Here is a 22,747-nt window from a genome sequence, read left to right as displayed (position 1 = left end):
CATGATCACGCCCACTCAGGGGCAGCCTGACTTCATTATTGCCCGCACGTTCCGGCGGACGGACCGTGGCGGCTCGTTCCAACCGCTGTGGGGCGGGGGCCGGTCCGACGTGACGGGCTGACCCAGCTGTGACGCACCCCGAGAAAGGTGGGGGCCTGCGGATTCGGGGGGTGTCTGAGGCCTTGCCTGGGCTGGATTTCATGGACAGGCTCTCGCAGGCAGGTGGGTACGGGTTGACTGCTGTTTTGGAAAGCGAGCGCTGACCTCACTGAGCCCCTTCTGGCCCCGTCGAGAACTATCACGGGGTGTGCGCGGGGTGTGGTGTGTCAGTTGCTGGCGGGCTGGTGGTGGGGGTGGCTGCTGCGCGTACCAGGGCGGACATGTGCTGTTGAAGTCGGCCGGCCAGGACCCGGAGGTTCTCCTGGGCGTCTGGGGTCTGGCGGAGAGCGTGGGCGACGGCGAGTGGGACGCGGCAGCCGGGTTCGTTTGCTGCTGCGTCGAGGGCTGCTTTGACCGCTGGCGTGGGGTTTCGGGGGAGCCCGCGGGCGAGGGAAGACACTGCTGCGGCCCTGACTTGGTATTGGGGATCGCTGGTGAGAGCGATCAGCGTTCCCTGGATTAGTGGGTCGTTCGTGTGCTGGCTGAGGGCTGTCACGAGGTGGGCGGCGGATCGGCGCTGTGAGGCGGAGCCCCGCAGCCAGGTGAGGATGCGGTGGATGGCAGTGGTGCTGTCGACCGTTTTGAGGGCGAGGCCGAGAGCGAAGGAGGCTTGGGTGAGGGCGGCGGTTTGGTCGGTCAAGACCGGGACGCCCTTGATGCTGGGCAGCCCTGTCTCGAAGGCAGCCTGCAGGCGGGCGGCGGCCGTGGCAGGGAGCTGGTCTGCGCGTGTGGTGAGGGCGCGAACGGCTCCTGCTTTGTGCTCTTGAGCGACTTGCGGGTCGAGCACGATGTCGATGACGGAGTCCCAGCGGGCGTACTGGGGGAAGAAGAAGTTGCACAGGGTCAGGAGGCGCGCCCAGTCCCAGCCGCCGAGTCCCCAGCGGTTTCGGCGAGCGTCGTCGAGTTGTTGCCCGCAGTGTGTCGCGGCCAGGTCGATCACACGCTGGCCGGCGCTGGGGGAGAGATCCGCCGGTGAACGTACCTCGCCGATGGCTTCGATGTCTCCGGCTTCGGTGCGGCGCAGCAGTTCGGCTTCGGCCGTGGAGTCGCCACCGGCGATCAGCACGCCCAGAAGCGCGGCGGACATGCGTGCGTTGGAATGGACTATTGCGGCTGCGCGGAGCCGGTCGGAGAAGGCTGAGACAGCAGAAGGCCTCAGGCACGCAGCGAGTTTGATCAGGTCAGCTTCCGCTGGATTACCCGGCCGGTCAGGCAGGACTCGCAGGAGCGTGTCTGCTGTTTCCACGTGGATGGCGTCGGTGGCTGCGGGCAGCACCCGCCGAAGAGCCCTGTGAGCTTCACGATCGACGGAAAACGTTGGCCATACGCGTTGGGCGAAGGGTTCGGGGTCTTCAAGCAAGTTAAGACAGTGGTGTCCCGCCTGATCAGCCAGTTCGGCTGGAAGGAGGTCTCCTGCGTACCGGAGAAGGACCATTTTGGTGGGCGCGTTGGTGTGGGTCCAAGGTGCTGTCACCGACCGCCGAACTGCGGCTTGTACGGGGCTGGCGGGCCCTGCCGCCCATAGGCGTTGTACGGCTGTCTGCAGCGTCTTGCTGCATCCGTGACGTCTCAATTCGTCGAGGGCTTCCTCCAGGCCGCGGCCGTGAGGGCCGGCTGGAATCTCGCCGGGTTGGCGGCCCTGTCGACTGAGTTCTGCCGCTGCACCGCTGCGCCATGACGCTTCGTGCTGGATCACTTCATGCCGGGCATGCTGGGCGAGGGCGGCCGCGGCGGGGCCCCGTGCTCCCGTGAGAGAGGCGCTCAGCGATGCGCTGAGCAGACGGTTCTGCGCTTCCTTTGAGGGCCAGGTGCCGGAGTCTTCGCACTCTCCCCAAGCCCGGAATGCCTTTTCCTCATGGTCTTCGAGAGCCCAGGCAACGGTTTGAGAGCGCCACCAGGAGGCGGCGGTGTCGATGGCCGCCATGGTGGCACCCAGGTCTCTGGCCTCCACCCCCGAGGTACGGAAGAGGAAGTCGGCAGCCGCTGCACCGATGGCGGCTGCGGTGACATCATCAAGATCAAGTGCGACAGTACGCTGCGCTTCTGCGGCCAGGCGACGTGAGGCGCCGAGGTCTCCTTGCTCGCTCAGCACGATGGCTCGGTGCATGAGAACCCAGGCCTGGTCGATGGGGAGGAGATCCTCTCCCGCTGCCTTCAGGAGGGCTTCTGCTTCCGCAAGCCGTTCGGCTGCGGTGAGAAGGGCAGCACTGGCCACGACGACAGCTGCGATTCTGTGAGCCTGTTCTTGTTTGGGTTTCCTCTCGCCAGGAGTTGGAGGCGTGGGGCAGGTGGTTCTTGCGAGGTCGAGGAGCGGCTGGATCCTCGAATCAACTACTGCGTCGTGGTAGGCGGAGTAAAAGCGCCATTCCCAGAGCTTGGACCCACTGTCGGCTCCAGCAAGACGAGGATTGGAGCCCTCCTCGACGTACCACTGCAAGTCCTGGATGCGCCCTTGGGTGATCAAGGCGATTGCTTCCTCGGAAGCGAGGGTGCGCTCAAAGCCGGTATTGCGGTGTGGAGCAATGAGCCGGGGGGTGAGCAAGGCGTGGCGCAGAGCGCGGCCGGGAGCGACTGCCTTGGCTCCCGCAGCGAACGAGGTGCCCTGCAACACGGGCTGCTGCTTCGCTGAGGCGGCAACCTCTTCCAGCGCCTCCCGATTGCTCAACTCTACCGTCTGGTGGATCGGGACATGGATCTTGAAACCATTCCCCGTGCGCTGAACCGCTTCGTTCGTCACATGCACCCAGTACGAGATACGCGTGGCGGCGTCATGCATGACGAGCACATGAGGCAGAGCGTGCTGGACCCAATCCTCGAAGTGCCTGGCGTGGCCTTCCGCGTACCACCATCCGGTGCAGTTGCCCCGCTCGTCACTGGTCGGTGCGTTGAAGTACGAAGGTCCCGACTTGACCTGCGCTGCCATCAGGATGATGCGGTCAAAACGCCTTGCATCGCGCACCTGCAGGAACAGATCGATGCCAAGGTCATGACGGCTGTTTTCCACAGGACCCCAGCCTAGGTCTGTGAAGTCTGCTACTACCCGGGAGACTCCGCCACCGCCGGTCTGTTCCTGCTCACTACCACGCATACCCATTCCGTGGCCCCCTTCCAAGAGTCCTCTGGCGCATCGGCAACGACCCCCGCTGCGATGCACACCCGCGCGAAGAGGGAAGTGCAGGCCACCTGGACGCTCGCGGCCTCAGACCGGTGATTATCCATAGGCGCACGGCCATGCGGGGAGTATTCGGTGTGCTTCCCAGACTTGTCTTGGACGGACGCCAGCCCTCGGTGGTGGCTGCTCTGTCTGATGGGCAGGACGGAGTTGTGCGGCTGAGTGTTCAAGCTCTGACCGGCGAGCCAGGTACGAAGGCCGCCGGACCTGATGCCACCATCGGCCGCGACGCGGCCGGGGGACATGTACGAAGGTGATCTGCTCTCCGCGGTTCTCACCAGGAGCCTCGGTCTGGGCCGCCTCGTCCGAACTCGGTCCAGTACTGCAACGGTCTATTTCCTGATGGTTGGGGTGGTGTGTGGCCGCGTCGTTGGTAGTGGCAGATCCGGGCTTGGCGCTGTCGTCGGCGTCGCCAGGTCGATCAGTGCAGGACGTGGTCGATCGAGGTCGGCCGGCGGTGGGTGAGCCGGCGGATCAGGCGTCTGAGTTCGGGAAGGCTCAGCGGGATGAGGCCGGAGGATCCGTTTCTGCTTTTCCGGTGCCGAGTTCGCGGGCCCGCAGGACGGTCAGGCAGGCGTGGGCGGCCATGGCCAAGGTGATGTGGCGGTGCCAGCCTGGGTAGAGGCGGACCTGGTAGTCGTCCAGGCCGCGTTCCTGCTTGGCGGTCTGGAAGCATTCTTCGACCGCCCAGCGGCTGCCGGCGATGTCGATCAGCTGGGCGAGTGTGGTGCCGGCGGGGCAGTAGGCGATGTAGTAGCAGATCTCCTCGGGCCGGCGGACGCTGCGGCGGACGATCACCCAGTGCCGCCGGTCGTCCCGGTGCCAGGGCCTGACCTCCACTCTCGCCCAGTCGAAGATCCGGGGCCCGTGCGAGCCGTTTCCGCAGGACCGGCGTTTCCACTTCTGCCGGGGCAGATCATGGAAAACAGGTCGTGGACGGGATGGTCCATGGCTCAGCGGGTGACGACGGTGTCGTGCCGGGTGGTGGCCATGACGTGGAATACGTCACCCCTTTCCAGCTCGGTCCCGCAGCTCTTGGAGTAGCCGTAGCCGGCGTCCGCGGTCACCCACCCGAACGGGACCTTTTCCTCGATCGCCCGGCGGACCATAGCCCGGGCCATGGCGACCTTCGTCTCGAAGACGACTTCGTCGCCGATACCGGCCCGCCAGCACCGTTCCTGGAAGCGTGAGGGAACTGAGGCCGTGCAGGTCTACGCCACACTGCCTGCCGCAGCGGCCGCCGAGCGGCGCAGGCTCGTCGCCTTCCGCAAGCTCACCCTCGCCCCCGCTGCCAGCCAGCGCATCACCTTCTCCATCCCGGCCGATGACCTGACCATTTGGAGTGCCGGAGCCTGGAAGTTCGTACCCGGCCTCTATACCCTCGCCACCGCACGCGATTCCCGCACCGTGACGGCGCAAAGGACGGTCGCCATCAACTGACAGCCGCGCGCGAGTATCGCGGCGGACAGGCTGCCTGAGGACGGCGGTCGACGCAGCCCAAGCGCCGTCGATCCGTCGCTGACGGCTGCTCAGCGTTCGCCACGGGTTCTTGCTTCCGAGTAGCGGACGCGAACCCGTTGCCCATGCCGGGTCGGTCGGCTCGAAGCGCGGCAGCTCACAAACTCCGGATCAAGAACGTCGCCCGGGGTTCGGATCCAGGATTTGCGCCGCCGCACTGGCGGCGTGGGTGCCTCTCCTCGCAGGAGAGCGATTGGCTTCGGTCGGCGGCAAGGCCGATGCGAAGGCAATCGTCCTTGCTGTCCGCCCCCGCATGCAGCGGCTGTACTACAGGGTTGAATCGCCCTAAAACGGCACGCGCATGCTGACTTTTGCTGACCTCGACGGACACTATGGCATCTGACCTGCGCAAACGCCGACCGATCAAGTGGTGGTGGAACTTCGTGGGCAGGACCCAGGACGATATCACGCGGGCCCGCGAGGACTGGATGAACGGTGACCGGTTCGGCACCGTACACGGCTATGGCGGGCCGCCGATTCCGGCTCCGGGGTTGCCGGACGTCGCGCTGAAACCCCGCGGACGTGTGGGCTGATCTGGGGTTCTTTGCTTACAGGGGCTGCGGCTTCCTGCTCGGAGGTGGGCCCTGTGGGGTCAGGCGTGCAAGCCGTTCGGGAGCGCCCTGGAGGGCGCTCCCTGTCCGGCAGGGCTATCTCATCTGTGCCAGCGTGTTTCCGTGTGCGCCAGGACGGATGCTGACTTAGAACTCCTAACAGAATGATCTTCGAGGTGGTTGGATCAGCCCGGAACTGACAATCCGGGGGTGTGGGGTGGCTCGGTCGAAGCCGTGGCATGTCGATGACGAGTTGTGGGCGGTGGTCGAGCCGCTGCTGCCGAAAGTGGAGCGCCGGACTCGGCATCCGGGACGCAAGCGGCACCCGGACCGGCTGGTGTTCCAGGGCATCCTGTTCGTGCTGCATACCGGGATCGCCTGGGAACACCTTCCGCAGGAGCTCGGCTTCGGCTCCGGGATGACGTGCTGGCGCCGCCTGGCCGAATGGAGCGAGGCCGGTGTGTGGCGCCGGCTCCACGCGGTCCTGCTGGCCAGGCTCCGCAGTGCGGGTGCGCTGAACTTCTCCCGGGCGGCGGTCGACGGGTCCCACATCCGGGCGTTAAAGGGGGCGCCAAGACGGGACGAAGCCCTGCAGATCGGGGCAGGGCAGGCAGCAAGCATCATCTGATCACCGATGCCACCGGTATCCCGCTCGCGGTCACGCTGACCGGTGGCAACCGCAACGATGTCACCCAGCTCATCCCGCTGCTTGAAGCGGTGCCGCCAGTGCGGGGCAAGCGAGGCCGGCCCCGGCGTCGGCCCGACGTGGTGCTCGGTGACCGTGGCTACGATCACGACAAGTACCGACGCCTCGTCCGTGCCCTCGGCGTGAAGCCGGTGATCGCCCGACGCGGCACCGAGCACGGCTCTGGACTTGGCACTCAACGTTGGGTTGTCGAGCGAGCCTTTGCCCATCTGCACTGGTTTCGCCGCCTGCGGATCCGCTGGGAGATCCGCGATGACATCCATGAAGCCTTGCTCAGCTTGGGCTGTTCTCTGATCTGCTGGCGACGCCTGCATGCCTTGAAATGTGGGCAGGAGATTTAGTTGGGTCCTACGTCATGAGCCACTACGTCAAGACGTTCCATGCCATTGAGGTCGGTGACGGCGCAGACGGTCGGTGGGCTGCGCATGTCTGTTCAGCCATGGCGAAGCCGGAGGACTGGCTGACCGAAGAGGGCCGGACTCCCGAAGGCGCAGCGCAGGCCCGACGACTCTTCTGCACGCACATGCCCGAACTGGTCCCCGTGCTCGACCGGCTCGCGGATCAACTGGAATCGCCTGAGGCTAGGACGCTTCTCACCATGGCGGCTGTGCGTCCGTTCTTCTCTGGCTGTACCCAGATCGGCGACGAGGGCACGCTGCTCAGAAACTACGACTTCGCACCGGACCGCTGCGAAGGCACCATCGTGTCCTCCCGGTTCCTCCGCCCAGTGCTCGGCACGCAGGAAGCAGGATGGGGCCTGCTGGACGGCATGAACGACGCCGGACTCGCAGTGTCTCTCACCTTCGGCGGGCGCTTCGTCCATGGGCCCGGATTCGCCATTCCCCTCGTGCTGCGTTACCTCCTGGAAACCTGCCGGACCGTTGATGAGGCCATCGACAGACTGCGCACGATACCCATCGCGATTCCGCAAAACGTCACCCTCGTTGACTCGCACCAAAGCCGGACGGTCTATGTGGGCCCCGACATCCCGATGACCGAGGCCCACGACGTCTGCGCCGCCAATCACCAGCACCTACCAGTGCCTGACGAGCAGGAACGAACCACTCGGACGCAAGCACGACTGGCCGCTCTTCAGACAGCGGGAGTTGATGTTCCGTCGATGCTGCGACAACCGCTGTACCAGTGCAGCTACGACCAATGGCTGGGCACCGTGTATACCGCCCACTACCGCCCCGCCGAGGGGCGCGTGACGTACCACTGGCCCGGTGAGCACTGGGAACACACCATCGTCGGCTTCACACCGGGATCACGCACCGTTGCCCTGGGGCTGTCCGGCGACAGCAACGATTACTGACGCACAACCGACCCTCGCTCGCACTCATTTCGTTAGGAGTTCTTAATGCTGACTTTCCTGACGGGGCGTCAGAGCGGTCAATTCTCGATCGGGGCACTTGCGCCGGGCGCCCCCCCGGTGAGATGGCGTAGCCCAGCAAAGCCAAGCGCTTGGCCCTCGGCTAGGACTGTCATCGTTGCCACGGGGTGCGCCAGGGAGGCGGCGTGAGGGGCCCAGTTTGTCTGCGCGGGGAAAGCCCACCGAATGCCAGACGTGGTTGTGTATGGAGAGGCCGATCGGCTCGTTCTGCTCCGGTGACCACGCAGGTCGGTTCGCGCCGCTCGTTGCGGCCTTCGACTTGCCAGAGCCGACGTTCGGCGAGCTTGACGAGGCGGGCACGGAACGGATCACCGAGCAGATCCCAGGGCCGGCCCAACTGCGTCATCGGCCGGCGCATCGAGCGCCCCAAGCTCCGCAACCGGCGCGCCGGCGTCGTTCAGGCCGTGACCCGCTCCCGGTTCATGACTAAAACGATCAGGCCCGGCAGCCCGCTCATCGCGTGCGGGGTCGCGGTCGACGGGAAGCTGATCGGCGCCTCCGCGCACCTCCCGCAGAAGTTCGACCTCCCGTGCCCCTGCTGGCGAGGGGCTACCCTTGCATGAAGGGCACGCGCCCGCCGTGGCTACCTGGCGTTGGCCGATCACGGCTGGACCGGGAAGTCTTCGACGAGATTTTGACGTAATCGCTGTTCGCCGCTCGCAAGCAATTCTGTGTGGGCTCTCAATCAGGCTCTTGATCTTGTCGCGGGGGTCTGCCGCACGAACGGGTGACATCTGAACTGGCTTGCCGTGTAGGGCAGGTGGGAAGGATGTTGCTGTGCCCAAGCCTTATCCCCAGGAGTTCCGCGAGGACGTCGTGCGGGTCGCGAGGAACCGCGGCCCGGGCGTCACTGTCGAGCAGGTGGCCGCCGACTTTGGCGTCCACGCGATGACGTTGTGGAAGTGGATGCGCCGCGCCGACATCGACGACGGCACGAAGCCCGGGGCGACCAGTCAGGAGAGCGTGGAACTGCGGGAAGCCCGTCGGCGGATCAAGCTGCTGGAGCAGGAGAACGAGGTTCTGCGGCGGGCGGCGGCCTATCTGTCGCAGGCGAACCTGCCGGGAAAAGGATCTACCCGCTCGTGAAAGAGCTGGCCGCAGGCGGAGTGCCCGTCACGGTCGCGTGCCGGGTGCTGAAGCTCGCCAGACAGCCCTACTATCGCTGGCTCGACGACCCGGTGACCCCAGCCGAGCTCGCCGAGGCGCATCGCGCACACGCGCTGTTCTCCGCCCACCGCGACGACCCGGAGTTCGGCTACCGCTTCCTGGCCGACGAGGCCCGCGACGCCGGCACCGACATGGCCGACCGGACCGCGTGGCGGATCTGCAGGGACAACCAATGGTGGAGCGTGTTCGGCAAGAAACGCGGCCGGACAAAGAAGGCGGGCCCGCCCGTCCACGACGACCTGGTCAACCGGGCCTTCACCGCGACCGGCCCGAACCGCCTGTGGCTCACCGACATCACCGAACACCCCACCGGCGAGGGCAAGCTGTATCTCTGCGCGGTCAAGGACGTCTTCAGCAACCGGATCGTGGGCTACTCCATCGACGCACGGATGAAGTCCCGGCTGGCCGTGACCGCCCTGGACAACGCAGTCGCCCGGCGCCAGGACGTCGCCGGATGCATCCTGCACAGCGACAGAGGATCGCAATTTCGATCAAGGAAACTCGTACAAGCGCTCAGCCGCCACCAGATGGCCGGCTCGATAGGAAGAGTCGGAGCGGCAGGCGACAACGCGGCCATGGAGTCCTTCTTCAGCCTGCTGCAAAAGAACGTCCTCGACCGCCGCACCTGGACCACCCGCGAAGAACTCCGCATCGCCATCGTGACCTGGATCGAGCGGACCTACCACCGACGCCGCAGACAAGCCGCCCTCGGCCGGCTCACACCCGTCGAATACGAGACCGTCATGACCACACCGGCCCTTCAGGCCGCGTGACTGAACCTGTCACCTGAAGGTGCAGCAGACCCCGGATAGGGCGTACCGCCTTATCCGCACGACTGGATAGGCGCCAAGCTTTGGGGGTGACCTGCCTGCATCCCGAGAAGCTGCAGTGCTCAGCGGAGAGGCGTGACGCGAGGGCCTGACGCATTCGTTCGTTTTATCGGGTGCGACACAGGTAGGCTCGCACGGCTCGAATGGCGCCAGACGCAGAAGGCCCGGCTTCCCCCGCATACGGTGTGGGGGAAGCCGGGCCGCATTGGGCTGAGGGCTAGGCGTCGAGCCTGCTCATGCCGAAGTGATCCACGAACCCGTAGAAGGCCGCCCGGGACACGGTCAGAGCCGGGCCGTTCTCCTCCTTCGAGTCGCGGACGCCGATGACTTTACCGAGGTCAGCGACCTCCACGCATGCGTTGCCGCTGTCGCCGCTGTACGACGACTTGAACCATGCCGCTCGGGGCGCAAGGCTCAGGGAATTGTTGTCGGCCATGTCTCTCAGATCTCTCGGGCTAGGTCGTTCAGGAACTTCGGTGTCCTTCCCACAGGAAGTGCACCATCCCGCAAGGCGTCGTACCTGCGGGAAAACCGCCAGATCTCGGTGTCCTTGTCCGTGACGTTGGAGCCACCGTCGATCGTGTCCATCTGCACTACTGTCGGAAGCGACTCCCCGAACTCCATGAGGTTGAAGTCGTAGGCGCACCTGTAGGTCTCGTGCTTCGCAGGCAGTATCTGGATCGTGATGTTGTCGAGTTCGGCGAGACGAATGATCTTCTCGTACTGTTTGCGCATCACTGCAGGACTCCCCACGACATTGCGCAGGCTCGCCTCCGAGAGGATGACGCGTAGCTCCAAGGGGTTCTCTCGGGTCAGGATCTCCTGGCGCTGCAGGCGCACCTCGACGCCGCGCTCGAGGCTTTCAGTAGTGGTCTCCTCGACAAGCTTGGCCGCCGCAAACTGTGCTCGCATGTACGCCTCGGTCTGGAGCAGGCCGAGGACGTACGTGGGAGTCCAGCACCTCATTGCCTTGGCGCCGTCTTCGAGCCCTACGTAGACGGCCATGCCGCTGGGCATGGTGCGTGAGTACGTCGACCACCAACCTCTGCTCAAGCCATCACGATGGATGTCGACGAGGAACCCTACGTCGTCCTCGTCGGTGACGCCGAGGCGTTCGAGGACGAGTACCAGGTGCTCCTGTTTCCGGAACGCCGAGGTCCCCTTCGACACCTTGTAGTACTGCGAATCTGAGACGGGCAGGCCGTCAGCGACCTGCTCGATCGTCAAGCCACGCTGCTTGCGTAGGCGCTCCAGCTCCATGCCGAGCTGCATGCGTCGGACCGTGGGTCCAATTGGGGCCGCCACCGTTCCTGCCTCCTGCGTCATCCGATCCAGTAGGAGCTTCCCCGTGCCGGCGGACTCAGGCGAGAGTCCACCGGACTTCGCCGAGAGTCCACCGGACTTCGCCGAGAGTCCACCGAACTGCGACGAGCGACAACCGGGTTGGAGCGAAGGTCCGGTGGTCGAGGAAGTGAGTCCTGAGTCTGACACTTCAAGTTCGGGTTGGAAAGAAAGGAGTTCACGGCAATGCATATGCCAGTCCATCTGAAAGTTTCAGATGGACTTGCTTCCGCGATGTCGCATGGAGGACGGTGATTCCGCGACGGAAACGACCCAGTCAGCACACGGGTTGTGACCGAGTCGGAGGGCATCTCCTGCCCTTCGCGCAACTCTGCTGAACAGCCCCGCCTTAGTGGCGGCCCCTGTCCCCTGCCGCCGAGCCAAGGCCGACCGTCATGACGAGCCAGAGCACCGTTAGCACCGCACAGCAGATTTCGCCCCTGCCCCAGCTCGGGAGGTCTTCCGTGTCCGAGGTACTGCCCCTGCGCGACAGGATCACGCTCGCCGATACACCCAACGCTGTGGGTCTGGCGCGACTGCACACGACCAGGCTTCTCTCCTCCTGGGGGGTGCCGGCCGGAGTCGTGGAGACGGCGCGGCTCCTCGTTTCGGAGCTGACCACCAACGCGGTGCAGCATCCCAAGGAGGGTCTGCCGCCGGTCTCGCTGTTCTCCGCGGAGCGCACGGTGCAGACCCTCGAGCTGTCGCTGGAGGTTGCCCGGGGCGCTGTCCGGGTGGCGGTGTGGGACCGCGACGCGACGCCGCCCGTTCTGAAAGCGCCCGAGTCCGAGGCGACGAGCGGACGAGGGATCCTCATCATCGAGTCGTTGAGCAGGGACTGGGGCTGCTACCCGGCCCGCGGGGGTCTACCCGGCAAGGTCGTGTGGGCCGAGATCGACCTCGCCCCTCCGAGTCACGTCGACGGGAACGAGGATTCGGAGCGCCCCAGAGCCGTTCGTCGTTGACCGGAAACCTCGTTTCCGAAGCCCGGCGGCCCGCACCTTGTCGTCCCCTGATCGCCGAGCACCTCATGGTCTACCGCGACCGCCTCGCCGGTCCGGGCTACCACGTGTTAGCGCTCCCGGCTGAGCCTGCTCTGCCCTTGTCGTCTCCCCTCACGGAAGGAGCCACCGGTCTTGAATGACCTCGACGGAGTGATCCACACGGATGCCACGCCTCCTCTGCCGCCTGCGACCGCATGGCTGAATTGGACAGCCGAAGTCCCGCCCCCGATCCCTACTCTGGCGAGCCAGATGCGCAGGCCGGCCGCGAGCCCCACCGTGCGCACGGATCTCCCTTCAGCAGCGGCCAGGCCGCACTTCGTGGCCCCGTTCAACGGGGAAGGGCGGAGCGCGGTCGAGGTCCTCATCGACTCGTCCGGTCGGATCTGCTATGCCGATGAACGGCCCACCGACAGGGACGTCGACGGCATCCTGATCGAGCGGTGGGAAGGCGAGCTCACCGGCTCGGTTCGCTGGGGACATCACGTTCCCGCACGGCAGTTCATGGCCATGGACAACCCGGTGAAGTGTGGCGGCTGTGGTGGCCAGCCCGACGTGGACGAGCGCGGAATCCTGTGGATGCTGAACGTCGAACCCGGCCTGCACGATGGACGGCTTGCGGGAAGCATCCTCACCGCGACCCCACCGTTTTGCCGCAGAGACGCGCGCAGGGCGATCCAGGGGTGTGACCTCCTGCGCGAAGGAATCATCGCCCTACGCGTGACCGAGGCGGATATCGTGGGCATCCGCGGCACCGTGTACTCACCGAACGGCGAGACCCCCCTCCGCGATCAGGTCGTCTTGTTCGACGAGCCCACGATCACACGCGTGGTCGCAAATCAGCTTTTGCGCCGACTCTCGGCGTACACGACCGACGAGACCACCCTGCCGGAGCTTGCCGGTCCTCTCCAATAGACCCGATGAGGCCGCGGTTTCCAGCTCGCGCCCAGTCGTGCACCTTCCAACAGGTGCCGCTTCATGCATACCGGACATCGCCCATTGATGCCGACAAAGCTTCCCGTCGCGGCTTCGCGCGGGTCGGCCAGAACCTGTTCTGACGTGGGTAACCTCCGGCTGCTCTGCGTCGAATAGTCCTCTGGCAGCGTCACCCAGTCCGCAACACCAAGCACTTCAAGGGGAATTTTCATGACTCGTAACGTCGCCCAGAGCACCACCCAGATCCAGGACTCGACCGCGTCCCAGACGGACGGGTTCGACCTGAACGTCGTTCTCCTGGAGGTCTCCGACGCCGCCGGGCTGACCAACCTGACCGACGACAACTGCGGCACCACCTGTGGCGCCTGCACCACCAACGTCGCCTGATCCAGGCCCCGGCCAAACCGCGCTGGTGCCGCCACGCCGATGGTGTGGCGGCACCAGCCGCCCTCGTCACGCCCGACTCAAGGAGGCAACCGTGACCGCATCACCGGCGTACCGGGCTGGCACTACTGCCCTCGTGCGCGCCGTCGCACAGCCGGCCATGGCCGGGTGTCCCTTCCCCGACTTCGACGACCGCTCCTTCTCCGTCGCGGCGCGAGAAGCGGTCACCGCTGACCGCCTCACCTGGGTACGTACGACCTGGAGCACCCCCGCTGTGGCTGAGGCTGTACGGCACGCCAGCCCGGATCTGGGGTCCCGGGTGGACGCGCTGTGCGCGGCCGGGTCTCCTTCAGCTCGTGACGTACGGCGGATCGGGCTGTCTCTGGCCCGCTATCTCCTTCGGGCCGGTCACCGGGCCATGCCATTCGGGCTGTTCGCAGGTGTTACCACCGCGACTTTCGGTGACCGAACGGACAGTTCCTGGGGCGTCGATCACAAGGTTGTCGCGCGGGCCGGCGCCGAGTGGATGTCCCGGCTGGTCGAGCTGTTGGAGAAGAGTGGGGAGTTGCTGCCGTTCCTGTCCGTCGTCGCCAACAGCATGGCCTTCGTGCGCGACGGCTACCTGATCGTCCCCTACCAGGAGGACCGGCTGCCCAGCCGGCACAGGGCCGTGGAGGCTTCGGTCGAGCTGTCGGCCCCGGTGCACAACGTCCTCAATGCGGCGCGGACGCCGATCCTGTTCGAGGACCTCGCCGCGAAGCTTGCGGCGGAGTTCCCGGCCGTACGTTCCGAGCGGGTGCAGGGGCTACTGGCGGGGCTAATCCGGCGGGGCGTACTCGTCACCAGTCTTCAGGCGCCGGCCACCGAGACCGATGCGCTCGGTTACGTACTAGAGCAGCTCGACGCGGTCCATGCGGAAGCCCTCGTACCGCTCGCCCGGACGGTCCGGGAGATGCGCGCTATCCACGCGGCACTGCCGCAGTGCGGCTCCGCGGATGTCCGGGGAGCGGTGGCCGCCCGGATGCGGCGGCTGGTGCCGGGCCTGCGCCGTCACCCCTTGGCGCTTGACCTCCGCCTCGATGCGCACCTCCGGCTTCCGGGCGAGGTAGCGCGCGAGGTCGAGCGGGCTGGGGCCCTCCTCACACGGCTCAGCGCCCGCCCGTACGGGACTCGGGCGTGGGGGGAGTACCAGCAGCGGTTCTACGAGCGGTACGGCATCGGCACGATGGTGCCCCTGCTCGACGTCGTCGCCGACAGCGGGATTGGCTACCCCGACGGCTACCCGGGCGAACCGGCGGGCGCCCGCCGCCGGCGGATCTCTCCCCGCGACGACGTCCTGGTGCGGCTCGCCCAGGCCGCCGCACTCGACGGGCACGACGAGATCGTCCTCACCGACGAGATGGTGGCCGCCCTGGACGTGGGCCCCGAGGAACCCAGAACGCCGCCGCACCTGGAGGTCGGTGTGCGGCTGCACGCGGCGAGCACCGAGGAGACGCGGCGCGGCCGGTTCACCGTGGAGGTGGCGAGCGTGTCCCGGGGCGTGGGGGTGAGCACCGGCCGCTTCGTCAGTGTCCTCGAACTCACCGCGCGAGAGTCACTGTGCGCGGAACTGGTTGACCTGCCCACCGCCGACCCAGGTACCACCCCCGCCCAGCTTTGCTTCCCACCACTGCTCCCCGACTCCGCGCACGTCACCCGAACACCTCGCCTTCTGCCGCTCCTGATCAGCTTGCAAGAGCACCGTCCGGCGTCCGATGCCGTGCTAACCCCGGCCGATCTCGCAGTTGCCTGCGACGGCCGCCGGATGTACTTGGCCGCCCCGGGCCTCGGCCACCGCATCGAGGCGGTGGGGATGCACGCGCTGAACCTCACCGAGCACACCCCACCGCTGGCCAGGCTACTGACGGAACTCTCCCGAGCCCAGTGCGCACAAGTGACGGTCTTCGACTGGGGCGTCGCAGCTACGATGCCGTTCCTCCCGCGCCTGCGCTACGGCCGCACCGTGCTCGCCCCAGCCCGGTGGCGGCTGGAGCCGGCCGACCTGCCCGGCCCTGACCGCCCCGGCGCGGAGTGGCGCCTCGCCCTTTCCGAGTGGCGAGAGCGCCGGCGTCTGCCCCGGCAGGTAAAGCTCGTCCAGGACGACCGGCTGCTCCCCCTCGACCTCGATCAGGCTGCTCACCGGAGCCTGCTGCGCCACCATCTGGACCGTGCCACTTCCGCAGTGCTCACCGAGGCGCCCCGCCCGGAGGCGTACGGCTGGAGCCGGGGGCGGGCCCACGACATCATCGTCCCGCTCAAGGCGGCACGACCCCCTGCGTGGCCGCCGCTACCGCGACCGACCCGGGCCCGTACGCTCTCGCAGGCCCAGACGCAGACGCCGGGCACGTCCTCGGTACTGCTGGCCGCCCTGTACGGGGACCTTCGCCGCCAGGACGCCGTGCTCGCCCGCCACGTCCCCGACCTCCTCCGCCGACTCGGCTGCCCGCCGTGGTGGTTCGTCCGATTCCGGGACCCCGACCAGCACCTCCGCCTGCGCATCGCGTTGAAGGACCCGGAGGACTTCGCCGCCACTGCCCGCGTGGTGAGCGCTTGGGCCGACGAACTGCGCGTTGCCGGGCTGCTGGCGGACGTGCGGTATCCCACCTCGTATCGGGAGATGGGCCGCTGGGGCGACGGCCCCGCGTGGGATGCCGCCGAGGAAGTGTTCCGGGCAGACTCGCGGGCCGTTCTCGCCCAGCTCTCCCAGCCACGGCGGCCGCAGCAGCGCGCGCTGGTGGCCGCGCACACGTTAGCGATCGCCTCCGCGTTCCTCGGTAGCCCGCAGGCCGGCGCGCGCTGGCTGATCGGCCACATCTCGCACCGGTCGCCGGAGCCGGTCCCTCGGCCGCAGTTCACCGAAGCCGTCCATCTCGCCGACCCGCGCGACAACTGGGCAGCGCTTCGCGCGGCCCCCGGAGGTGAAGCGATTGTGACCGCATGGGCCGACCGCGCATCCGCCCTCACCGCCTACCGGACCCATCTTCCGAGCGCGCACACCGAGGGCGTCGCCGAGGACGACGTCCTGACCTCCCTGCTCCACACGCACTTCGTGCGGCACGTCGCGGTGAACTTCCCCGAGGAGGAGATCTGCCTGCATCTTGCTCGTGCTGCCGCCCTGGCCTTCACCGCCCGCTCCAGGAGGCCACAGTGAACGACCAATCCGCCCTCGCCGTGTCCGCCGGCATCGCGGACCGGCTCGCCCACCCCGGCACCACCGCCGTCACGGCGACCGCCGACGGCACCAGGCAGCATCTGGCTCTCGGCCCCATGGGCATCGCCCTGCTGCACATCGAGCGAGCCGCCGCCGGACTCGGCCCCTGGCAGCGTGCCCACGACTGGCTCACGGCCGCAGCCCGTCGGCCGCTCACCAGCGGCGCAGACAGCCACCCCTTCTACGGCGCCCCCGCACTCGCACGCGTCCTGGCCTGTGCCGCCGAAGGCATGCCCGGCGCCTACGAGCACGACCTCAACCGCTTGCACCGTCAGGTACTCGACGACGTACGCCACCGCCTGGACACCGCGCACCGCAGGGTCGACGCCCGACAGCTTCCGGCGCTCGCCGAGTTCGACGCGATCCGCGGGCTGACCGGCTTCGGCAGCTACCTCCTGCACCACGACCCCACGAGCCCGGCGCTGCGGTCGGTCCTCGACTACTGCGTACGCCTGACCGAGCCGATCACCCACGACGGGGACACCCTCCCGGGATGGTGGACACTCACCGGACCTTCCGGACGGCCCGACGACCGCTTCCCCGGCGGACACGGCAACAGCGGCATGGCCCACGGCATCGGCGCCGTTCTGGCCCTGCTCGCCCTCGCCGCCCGACGCGGCACCACCACGGACGGCCACCACGCAGCCATGCGTACCGTCCTGACCTGGTACGACCACTGGGAGACGGCCACCCCGCAGGGCCGGACGTGGCCGTACTGGGTCACCCGCGACGAACTGCGCACCGGTCAGCTCGCGCCCGCCCCGCCCCGGCGCCCCTCTTGGTGCTACGGCACCGCAGGTCTGGCGCGTGCCCAGCAGCTCGCCGCGCTCGCACTCGACGAGCCCGCCCATCAAGCAGCCGTCGAGATTGACCTCCTGGGCGCCCTTACCGATCCGGTCCAGCTGCGCGCCACCGCGGACACAGGCATCTGCCACGGCTTCGCCGGGCTCGCCCACCTCGTCGGCCGCACTGCCGCCGACGCTTCCCCCGAGAACGCACAACGGCTCCGAGCCCTCCTACCTGCCCTCCTGTCCGACCTGCTGCCCCAGGGCATGGCCCCCGAAGAGGCGAGCACCGCACTCGTGGAAGGCCCGGCGGGCCCCGGCCTTCTGGACGGCGCGGCCGGCATCGCGCTGGGAGTCCTCGCCGCCTTCAGCGACGAGGCGCCCCGCACCGCCTGGGACGCCTGCCTGCTCATCGCCTGACCCCGAGAGGACCCCGATGCCCACCGATCACTGGCAGCAGCACCAGATCACCTTCCCTGACCGGGAGACCGCGCGCGCCGCCATCACCGAGCGCCTCGCACCCGCGCTGCGCGAAGCGGAAGCCCACCGGCAGCTCAGCAGCTGGTGGTTCATGAACAAGCAGCCCTGGCCACTGCGGTACCTGGCCGGACACCCCGCTCCCGCTGTCGAGGCGGTGCTGGACGCTCTGGTCGCGGACGGCATCGCATCTTCCTGGACGGCCGGTATCTACGAGCCGGAGACCGACACCTTCGGCGGCCGGTCCGGCATGGCGGCCGCGCACGACCTCTTCCACGAGGACAGCCGACACCTCCTCACCTACGCGTCCGGCCCCGGCCGATTGGGTAGGCCGGAGACGGCCGTCCTGCTGATGAGCAGCATGATGCGCGCCGCGAACCTCGACTGGTTCGAACAGGGCGACGTGTGGAGCAAAGTCACCGAACTACGCCCCGCCATCAGCCGCCCCGCCCCTGAACGGTACGCCGCCCTGCTGCCGGCGATGCGGAAGCTGATGTCCACCGAGGCGCGCAGCCTGTGCCGTGCAGGCGGTCCGCTGGACGGCCACGCGGAGTGGGTCGCCGCGTTCGAACGCGCGGGCACCACCCTGGCCTACCTCGCCGCGCAGGGCGAGTTGACCCGTGGCCTGCGCGCCGTCGTCGCCCATCACATGATCTTTCACGCCAACCGTGCCGGCCTGCCCTCCGCAGATCAGCACGCCCTGTCCCACATCGCACGAGAGGTAGTCATGGGATCGAGTGACAACACCGCGTCCGCAGCGGCAAACGACTCCGCCGCCGATAGCGTCAGCGTGGTGAACACCCACACGCTCACCACGCCCGAAGCCGACGCCGAACGCCTGCGCAACGCCCTGGTCGACCAGATCCAGGCCGAGGGCCACGCCCGCACCCCCGCCGTCGAGGACGCCCTGCGCACCGTCCCCAGGCACCGGTTCGTCCCCGACGCGCCGCTCACCGACGCCTACGCCAACGCGCCGGTCAACGTCAAGTACGACACCGACGGCACGTCAATCTCCTGCGCCTCCCAGCCCGCCGTCGTCGCCCTCATGCTCGACCAGCTCCACGCCCGGCCCGGTGAGCGGATTCTCGAACTCGGCGCCGGCACCGGCTACAACGCCGCCCTGATCGGCCACCTCGTCGGCCCCGACGGACATGTCACGACCATCGACGTCGACGAGGACCTGGTCGACGGCGCCCGCGCGCACCTCGCCGACACCGGCTTCACGAACGTCGAGGCGCTGACTCGCGACGGTGCCCTCGGCCACGCCGAGGGTGCTCCATACGACCGGATCATCGCCACCGTCGGCGCGCACGGCATCCCGCACGCCTGGCTCGAACAGATCGCCCCCGGCGGCCGGCTCGTTACCCCGCAACGGCTCACGGGCAGCGTCTCGCGCTCCATCATCTACGAGGAGCGCGACGGGCGCTGGGTATCGTCCGGCTCGCAGATGAACACCTTCATGCCGCTGCGACGCGGCATCGCTGATGACGACCGCCGCGTCGTCCCGCTCTCAACCACGAGCACCGTGCGCCTCCAGGCCCCCTCCGGGCAGGGATTCGACGCCCACGCCCTCGCTGGCGTCCTTGAACAGCCCCGGATCGAGGAATGGACCGGAATGAAGGTTCGCGCCATGGAGAGCCCCGAGTGGATGGAGCTGTTCGTCTCCTGCTCCCTGCCCTCCGGCCTGATCCGGATGCTGTTCCCGCAGGACGCCAAGGGCACCGTGCTCACCGACGATCCTTACCCCTCCTCCTCGGCCGCCGTGGACAAGGGCGCACTCACCTACCTCACCCGGCGTCTGCTGGCTGAAAAGACCCTCGAGGGCGGCAAGCTCTGGGAGTTCGGCGTCGTCGGCCATGGCCCCGGCAGCGAGGAACTCGCATCCCAGGTCGCCAACGCCATCCGCATTTGGGACCGCGAGTACCGCGGCCGGGAAGCCACCTTCGAGCTCCTGCCGCTCGACGGGCCTCCCACCGAGCAGCAACCCGGCAGGTTCATCCTCGACACCCCGCTCAATCGCGTCCTCGTCAACTGGCAGTAGCCCCCGGTGCGAGGCCCGCTGCCACGGCGGGCCCCGCATGCCCTCGCCGATCCCTCCCTGGGAGTCCCCATGGACCCAAACGATCGCATATCCCAGCGCTTCCCTCTCATCTCCCGCTTCCGACCCGCCTGCCTGCCGCTCCCGCAACGCGTCCGCGCCCTGATCGAGCTCTCCGCCACGGCCCAGACCAAGGCGGACCAGATCCTGGCATCCGCGGTCTCCAACCAGGCCGCGCTCCTCGCCTCCGACCTCGGTCTGCCCAACCTCGCCCGCCAGTGGTGTCATCAGCACGCCGCCGCGTACCTCCATGCCGCTCCTCTCCCCGGCACGACGGCGATTCGAGCCCTTGAACCGGTCGTTAACCTTGCCCGCCTCCAGATCCGCGCCGGCAACACCGACGCCGGCCGCCACCGTCTCCACAACCTCTTCGACGCCGTCAGCAACGCCACCCCCGCCGAGTTCGAGGGTGTCCGCATCCCTGCAATGCTGACCACGAGCGACACCGACCGCAACGAAGTACGCGCCTGGCTGTGGCGGGTGATTCTCGCCGACGGCACCCGCACACTGACTACCGCCGGACGCTGGACTGAGGCATTGGCCCACATCGAGCAGCATCACGGCCTCGGATTGCGGATGCTGGACGGCCGACAAGTTGCCGTACTCGCCGCCCTCCACGACGACCCCGACCAAGCCGTCAGCCTCGTCACTCAGACGACACCTGGCGAACCCTGGGAGAATGCCGTCACGTCATGCCTGACCGTAATGGCCCACCGAGCCTCCCACCGGCCCGTCGACGACCTGCTCCCCGCGTTGGTAAACAGCTACATACAACACGAGCCCCAGACCGGTACGACCGTCTTCGATACGCGCCTCGGGCTGACCATCCTGGATCTCCTCAACCAGCCGGACGGTCCTGCGGCACGCTTAGTTGCCGAGGAACTACACCGCCGGTCCATGGCCGCGACCGACGGTTACACGGCCCGCGAGTGCTTGGCCAGCCCCCGGTTCACCAACCTCCTCTCCATAAAAAAGGCGAACGCCACCCACGACCTCATCCACGCCTGCGGGCTGGATGACGGGCGGCTACCTCTCCACCTGGCTGCCGGGTTAGTCCATGCGCTTCGGATCAGCAGCACAGTAATCCGTCAAAGCGTGATCTCCTTACGGCCGGCCCAGCGGGCGCCCCAAAGCGAGGCGTTCCTTGACAGAAAGAGCGCCGCCCCATGAGCAGCCGGGCTGGGCGGCTCTGCCTGATCACCCCGGAAAACCCTCGCGCCCTCAGGCCGACGACACCGTACGGCTGCTCCCCAGAGCTCGACTACAACGGACACAAACGCAGGCAGATGACGGATCACGCGCACATGGCCCGCCGCATCCCCACGACTACTGTGGCCCCCGCGCTGGCGGCTGAGGGTGGGGTGTCATGACAGTCGCCGCCGGCACCAAGAGGAGCACCGTGTGGTCGCAGCCGGCCTTCCGGCTCCTACTCGGGGCCGAGGCCGTGACCCTGTCCGGGTCGGCGGTGAGCAGCGTTGCTCTGCCAGCGCTGGCTGTGCTGGAGTTGCACGCGTCCACCACCGATATTGCCGTGCTCGCGTTCCTCGGACAGCTCCCGAACGCGGTCGCGCTGTGGGCCGGGGCTCTGTCCGACCGCCACCCCAAGCGTCCTCAGCTCATTGCTTCGGATCTGGCGGCGGCGGTCGCACTGGTGACTATCCCGGCCGCGGCCCTCGCCGGGCTGCTCGCTGTCGGGCAACTGTGCGGAGTCGCGGTCGTTCTCGGGGCGGCCAAGGTGGTGCACGACGCAGCGGCCGTCAGCCTCCTACCGGCTCTAGTCGATCCGGATCAGCTCCACGACGCGAACTCACGGCTCGGAGCGGCGTCCTCGGCGGCCGACAGCACCGGCACCAACGCCGGCGCCGCCCTAGTGGGTGCCGTCGGTCCCGCCTGCTCTGTCCTTGCCGACGCCCTGTCCTTCCTCGCCTCCGCCGTACTCGTCTGGCGGATGCGCGTCCCCGAAGCCGCCACTGTGCCACGCACGCGTATGAGTCTGGCGCGGGATATCGCAGACGGCGTACGTTACGTGGCCCGCCAGCCTACGATCCGCACGCTGATCGCCGCCCTGTCGATCCTTTCCTTCGGCTTGGCAGTCATGAACACATACTGGGCGTACTACCTGCTGGAGCGGCTTGGAGCGTCCCCGTCCGCGTTCGGTGTGATCATGGGCGTCGGCGGTGTCGGAGGCTTGGTCGGTGCGCTGTTCGCGCCGAGGATCGCCGGCAGGATCGGGATCGGTCCCACGATCATCGGCGGGTTCGCGGTCTGCCCCCTCATGCAGGTGCCGCTGCTGTGCGCCGAGCCCGGACTGGGGTGGCAGATCGTGTTGGCCGGCACGCTGGCAGGGCAGCTGTTTGGGGCGACGGCGTCGGGGACCAGCCAACGGTCCCTGCGTCAGGCTGTGTGCGAACCGGCCTTCCAGGCCCGGGCGCAGTCCGCCAGCACCACGCTCACCGCCGGAGCGCGCCCGCTCGCAGCCGCCACCGCCGGTGGCCTAGTCCTCCTCCTCGACGTCCGAGCCACCTTCGCTGCCGGCGCGCTCCTCCAAGCTGGCGCCGCAATCCTGCTGCTGGCCTCCCCGATCCGCACGCTGCAGACCATTCCTGCCCACGGGGCCATGCCGCCCGCCCCCCGAGGAGCTCCTTCATGACCACCGGGCCCGCATCAGCCCTCACATCAGCAGAACGACCCGACTCCCCGTGCCTTCGCCCCGTCCACGACCGACTCGAGGAAGGCGCACCCAAGAACCCCTGCTCGACCTGGGCGGGGAGTGCACGGCCATGTGGCGGACACAAGTCCAGTCCTGCGGATGGCCGTGGTGGTGTAGTTGGCTCCGACCCGTCGACCACCCCCGGTGAGAACCTTCCTCGCCGGGACCTGTCCCATTGCGCTACTACTGGGGTGCACTTGTTCTCCCGCCGGGGTCAAGGGCGGTTGTCTGTCCAAGGCCATTGCGTGATCGCGATCTGTCCGGGTTGA

Annotated in this window: 16 protein-coding genes and 1 pseudogene; 13 read left to right on the top strand and 4 right to left on the bottom strand. The window is 67.7% G+C overall.

Features of this window, described 5'->3' with window-relative positions; translation table 11 throughout:
* Window positions 1-298 precede the first annotated feature (298 nt).
* Together OG867_RS00670 and OG867_RS00665 are read right to left on the bottom strand one after the other, a co-directional pair.
* Window positions 299-3,247, bottom strand: coding sequence for a DUF4365 domain-containing protein (locus tag OG867_RS00670; RefSeq protein ID WP_406281474.1), 2,949 nt, complete (start codon window positions 3,245-3,247; stop codon window positions 299-301).
* A gap of 582 nt (window positions 3,248-3,829) precedes the next feature.
* Window positions 3,830-4,512: pseudogene (locus OG867_RS00665) on the bottom strand (IS701 family transposase); the annotation flags it as partial.
* Between OG867_RS00665 and OG867_RS00660 the strand changes: the two are divergent.
* The 5 genes from OG867_RS00660 to OG867_RS00640 all read left to right on the top strand — a co-directional run bounded on the left by OG867_RS00660 (window position 4,451) and on the right by OG867_RS00640 (window position 9,439).
* Window positions 4,451-4,771: a fibronectin type III-like domain-contianing protein gene (locus OG867_RS00660; protein ID WP_406281471.1), complete on the top strand. Its 321-nt coding sequence runs from the start codon at window positions 4,451-4,453 to the stop codon at window positions 4,769-4,771. The pseudogene OG867_RS00665 and the gene OG867_RS00660 overlap by 62 nt on opposite strands.
* A gap of 410 nt (window positions 4,772-5,181) precedes the next feature.
* Entirely contained in the window at window positions 5,182-5,382 is a 201-nt protein-coding gene (locus OG867_RS00655; protein WP_406281468.1) for a pirin-like C-terminal cupin domain-containing protein, read from the top strand.
* Between the two features lie 235 nt (window positions 5,383-5,617).
* A protein-coding gene (locus tag OG867_RS00650) for an IS5 family transposase (RefSeq protein ID WP_406281466.1) occupies window positions 5,618-6,447 on the top strand; the annotation gives its coding sequence in 2 pieces (ribosomal slippage) (window positions 5,618-5,944 and window positions 5,947-6,447; 828 coding nt in all).
* A gap of 14 nt (window positions 6,448-6,461) precedes the next feature.
* Window positions 6,462-7,421, top strand: a complete 960-nt coding sequence (locus OG867_RS00645) for a C45 family autoproteolytic acyltransferase/hydolase (RefSeq protein ID WP_406281463.1) — start codon at window positions 6,462-6,464, stop codon at window positions 7,419-7,421.
* An 855-nt stretch (window positions 7,422-8,276) separates the two neighbouring features.
* Window positions 8,277-9,439, top strand: a protein-coding gene (locus OG867_RS00640) for an IS3 family transposase (protein WP_328903012.1) whose coding sequence is annotated in 2 segments (ribosomal slippage) — window positions 8,277-8,561 and window positions 8,564-9,439 — 1,161 coding nt in all. Because the reading frame shifts where the segments join, the coding sequence is not laid out codon by codon here.
* 274 nt (window positions 9,440-9,713) lie between these two features.
* Here the strand turns inward: OG867_RS00640 and OG867_RS00635 are convergent.
* Window positions 9,714-9,932 carry a DUF397 domain-containing protein gene (locus tag OG867_RS00635; RefSeq protein WP_406281459.1) on the bottom strand — a complete coding sequence of 73 codons (219 nt, stop codon included), beginning with the start codon at window positions 9,930-9,932 and terminating at the stop codon, window positions 9,714-9,716.
* A gap of 5 nt (window positions 9,933-9,937) precedes the next feature.
* Window positions 9,938-10,768: a helix-turn-helix domain-containing protein gene (locus OG867_RS00630; RefSeq protein WP_406281456.1), complete on the bottom strand. Its 831-nt coding sequence runs from the start codon at window positions 10,766-10,768 to the stop codon at window positions 9,938-9,940.
* Between the two features lie 533 nt (window positions 10,769-11,301).
* On the opposite strand from OG867_RS00630, the gene OG867_RS00625 reads away from it, so the two are divergent.
* The 8 genes from OG867_RS00625 (at window position 11,302) to OG867_RS00590 (ending at window position 22,418) form a co-directional block, all read left to right on the top strand.
* The gene (locus OG867_RS00625; protein ID WP_406281453.1) at window positions 11,302-11,802 is read left to right on the top strand and encodes an ATP-binding protein; all 501 of its coding nucleotides are present in this window, start codon (window positions 11,302-11,304) and stop codon (window positions 11,800-11,802) included.
* A gap of 171 nt (window positions 11,803-11,973) precedes the next feature.
* Entirely contained in the window at window positions 11,974-12,753 is a 780-nt protein-coding gene (locus OG867_RS00620) for a hypothetical protein (protein ID WP_406281450.1), read from the top strand.
* Window positions 12,754-12,984: 231 nt separating this feature from the next.
* On the top strand, window positions 12,985-13,161 hold the full coding sequence (locus OG867_RS00615) for an FxLD family lanthipeptide (RefSeq protein WP_406281447.1): 177 nt from the start codon (window positions 12,985-12,987) through the stop codon (window positions 13,159-13,161).
* A gap of 91 nt (window positions 13,162-13,252) precedes the next feature.
* Window positions 13,253-16,348 carry a lantibiotic dehydratase gene (locus OG867_RS00610; RefSeq protein WP_406281444.1) on the top strand — a complete coding sequence of 1,032 codons (3,096 nt, stop codon included), beginning with the start codon at window positions 13,253-13,255 and terminating at the stop codon, window positions 16,346-16,348.
* Window positions 16,345-17,613, top strand: coding sequence for a lanthionine synthetase C family protein (locus tag OG867_RS00605; RefSeq protein WP_406281441.1), 1,269 nt, complete (start codon window positions 16,345-16,347; stop codon window positions 17,611-17,613). Before OG867_RS00610 ends, OG867_RS00605 begins: the two co-directional genes overlap by 4 nt.
* Window positions 17,614-17,629: 16 nt before the next feature.
* Window positions 17,630-19,711, top strand: coding sequence for a methyltransferase, FxLD system (gene fxlM / locus OG867_RS00600; RefSeq protein WP_406281438.1), 2,082 nt, complete (start codon window positions 17,630-17,632; stop codon window positions 19,709-19,711).
* 69 nt (window positions 19,712-19,780) lie between these two features.
* Window positions 19,781-20,938: a hypothetical protein gene (locus tag OG867_RS00595; RefSeq protein ID WP_406281435.1), complete on the top strand. Its 1,158-nt coding sequence runs from the start codon at window positions 19,781-19,783 to the stop codon at window positions 20,936-20,938.
* 196 nt (window positions 20,939-21,134) lie between these two features.
* The gene (locus OG867_RS00590; RefSeq protein ID WP_406281432.1) at window positions 21,135-22,418 is read left to right on the top strand and encodes an MFS transporter; all 1,284 of its coding nucleotides are present in this window, start codon (window positions 21,135-21,137) and stop codon (window positions 22,416-22,418) included.
* Window positions 22,419-22,747 lie beyond the last annotated feature (329 nt).

The organism is Streptomyces sp. NBC_00209, from assembly GCF_045206345.1.
In the GTDB taxonomy this organism is placed as follows: domain Bacteria; phylum Actinomycetota; class Actinomycetes; order Streptomycetales; family Streptomycetaceae; genus Streptomyces.
This window is presented reverse-complemented; position numbering and strand designations above follow the sequence as displayed.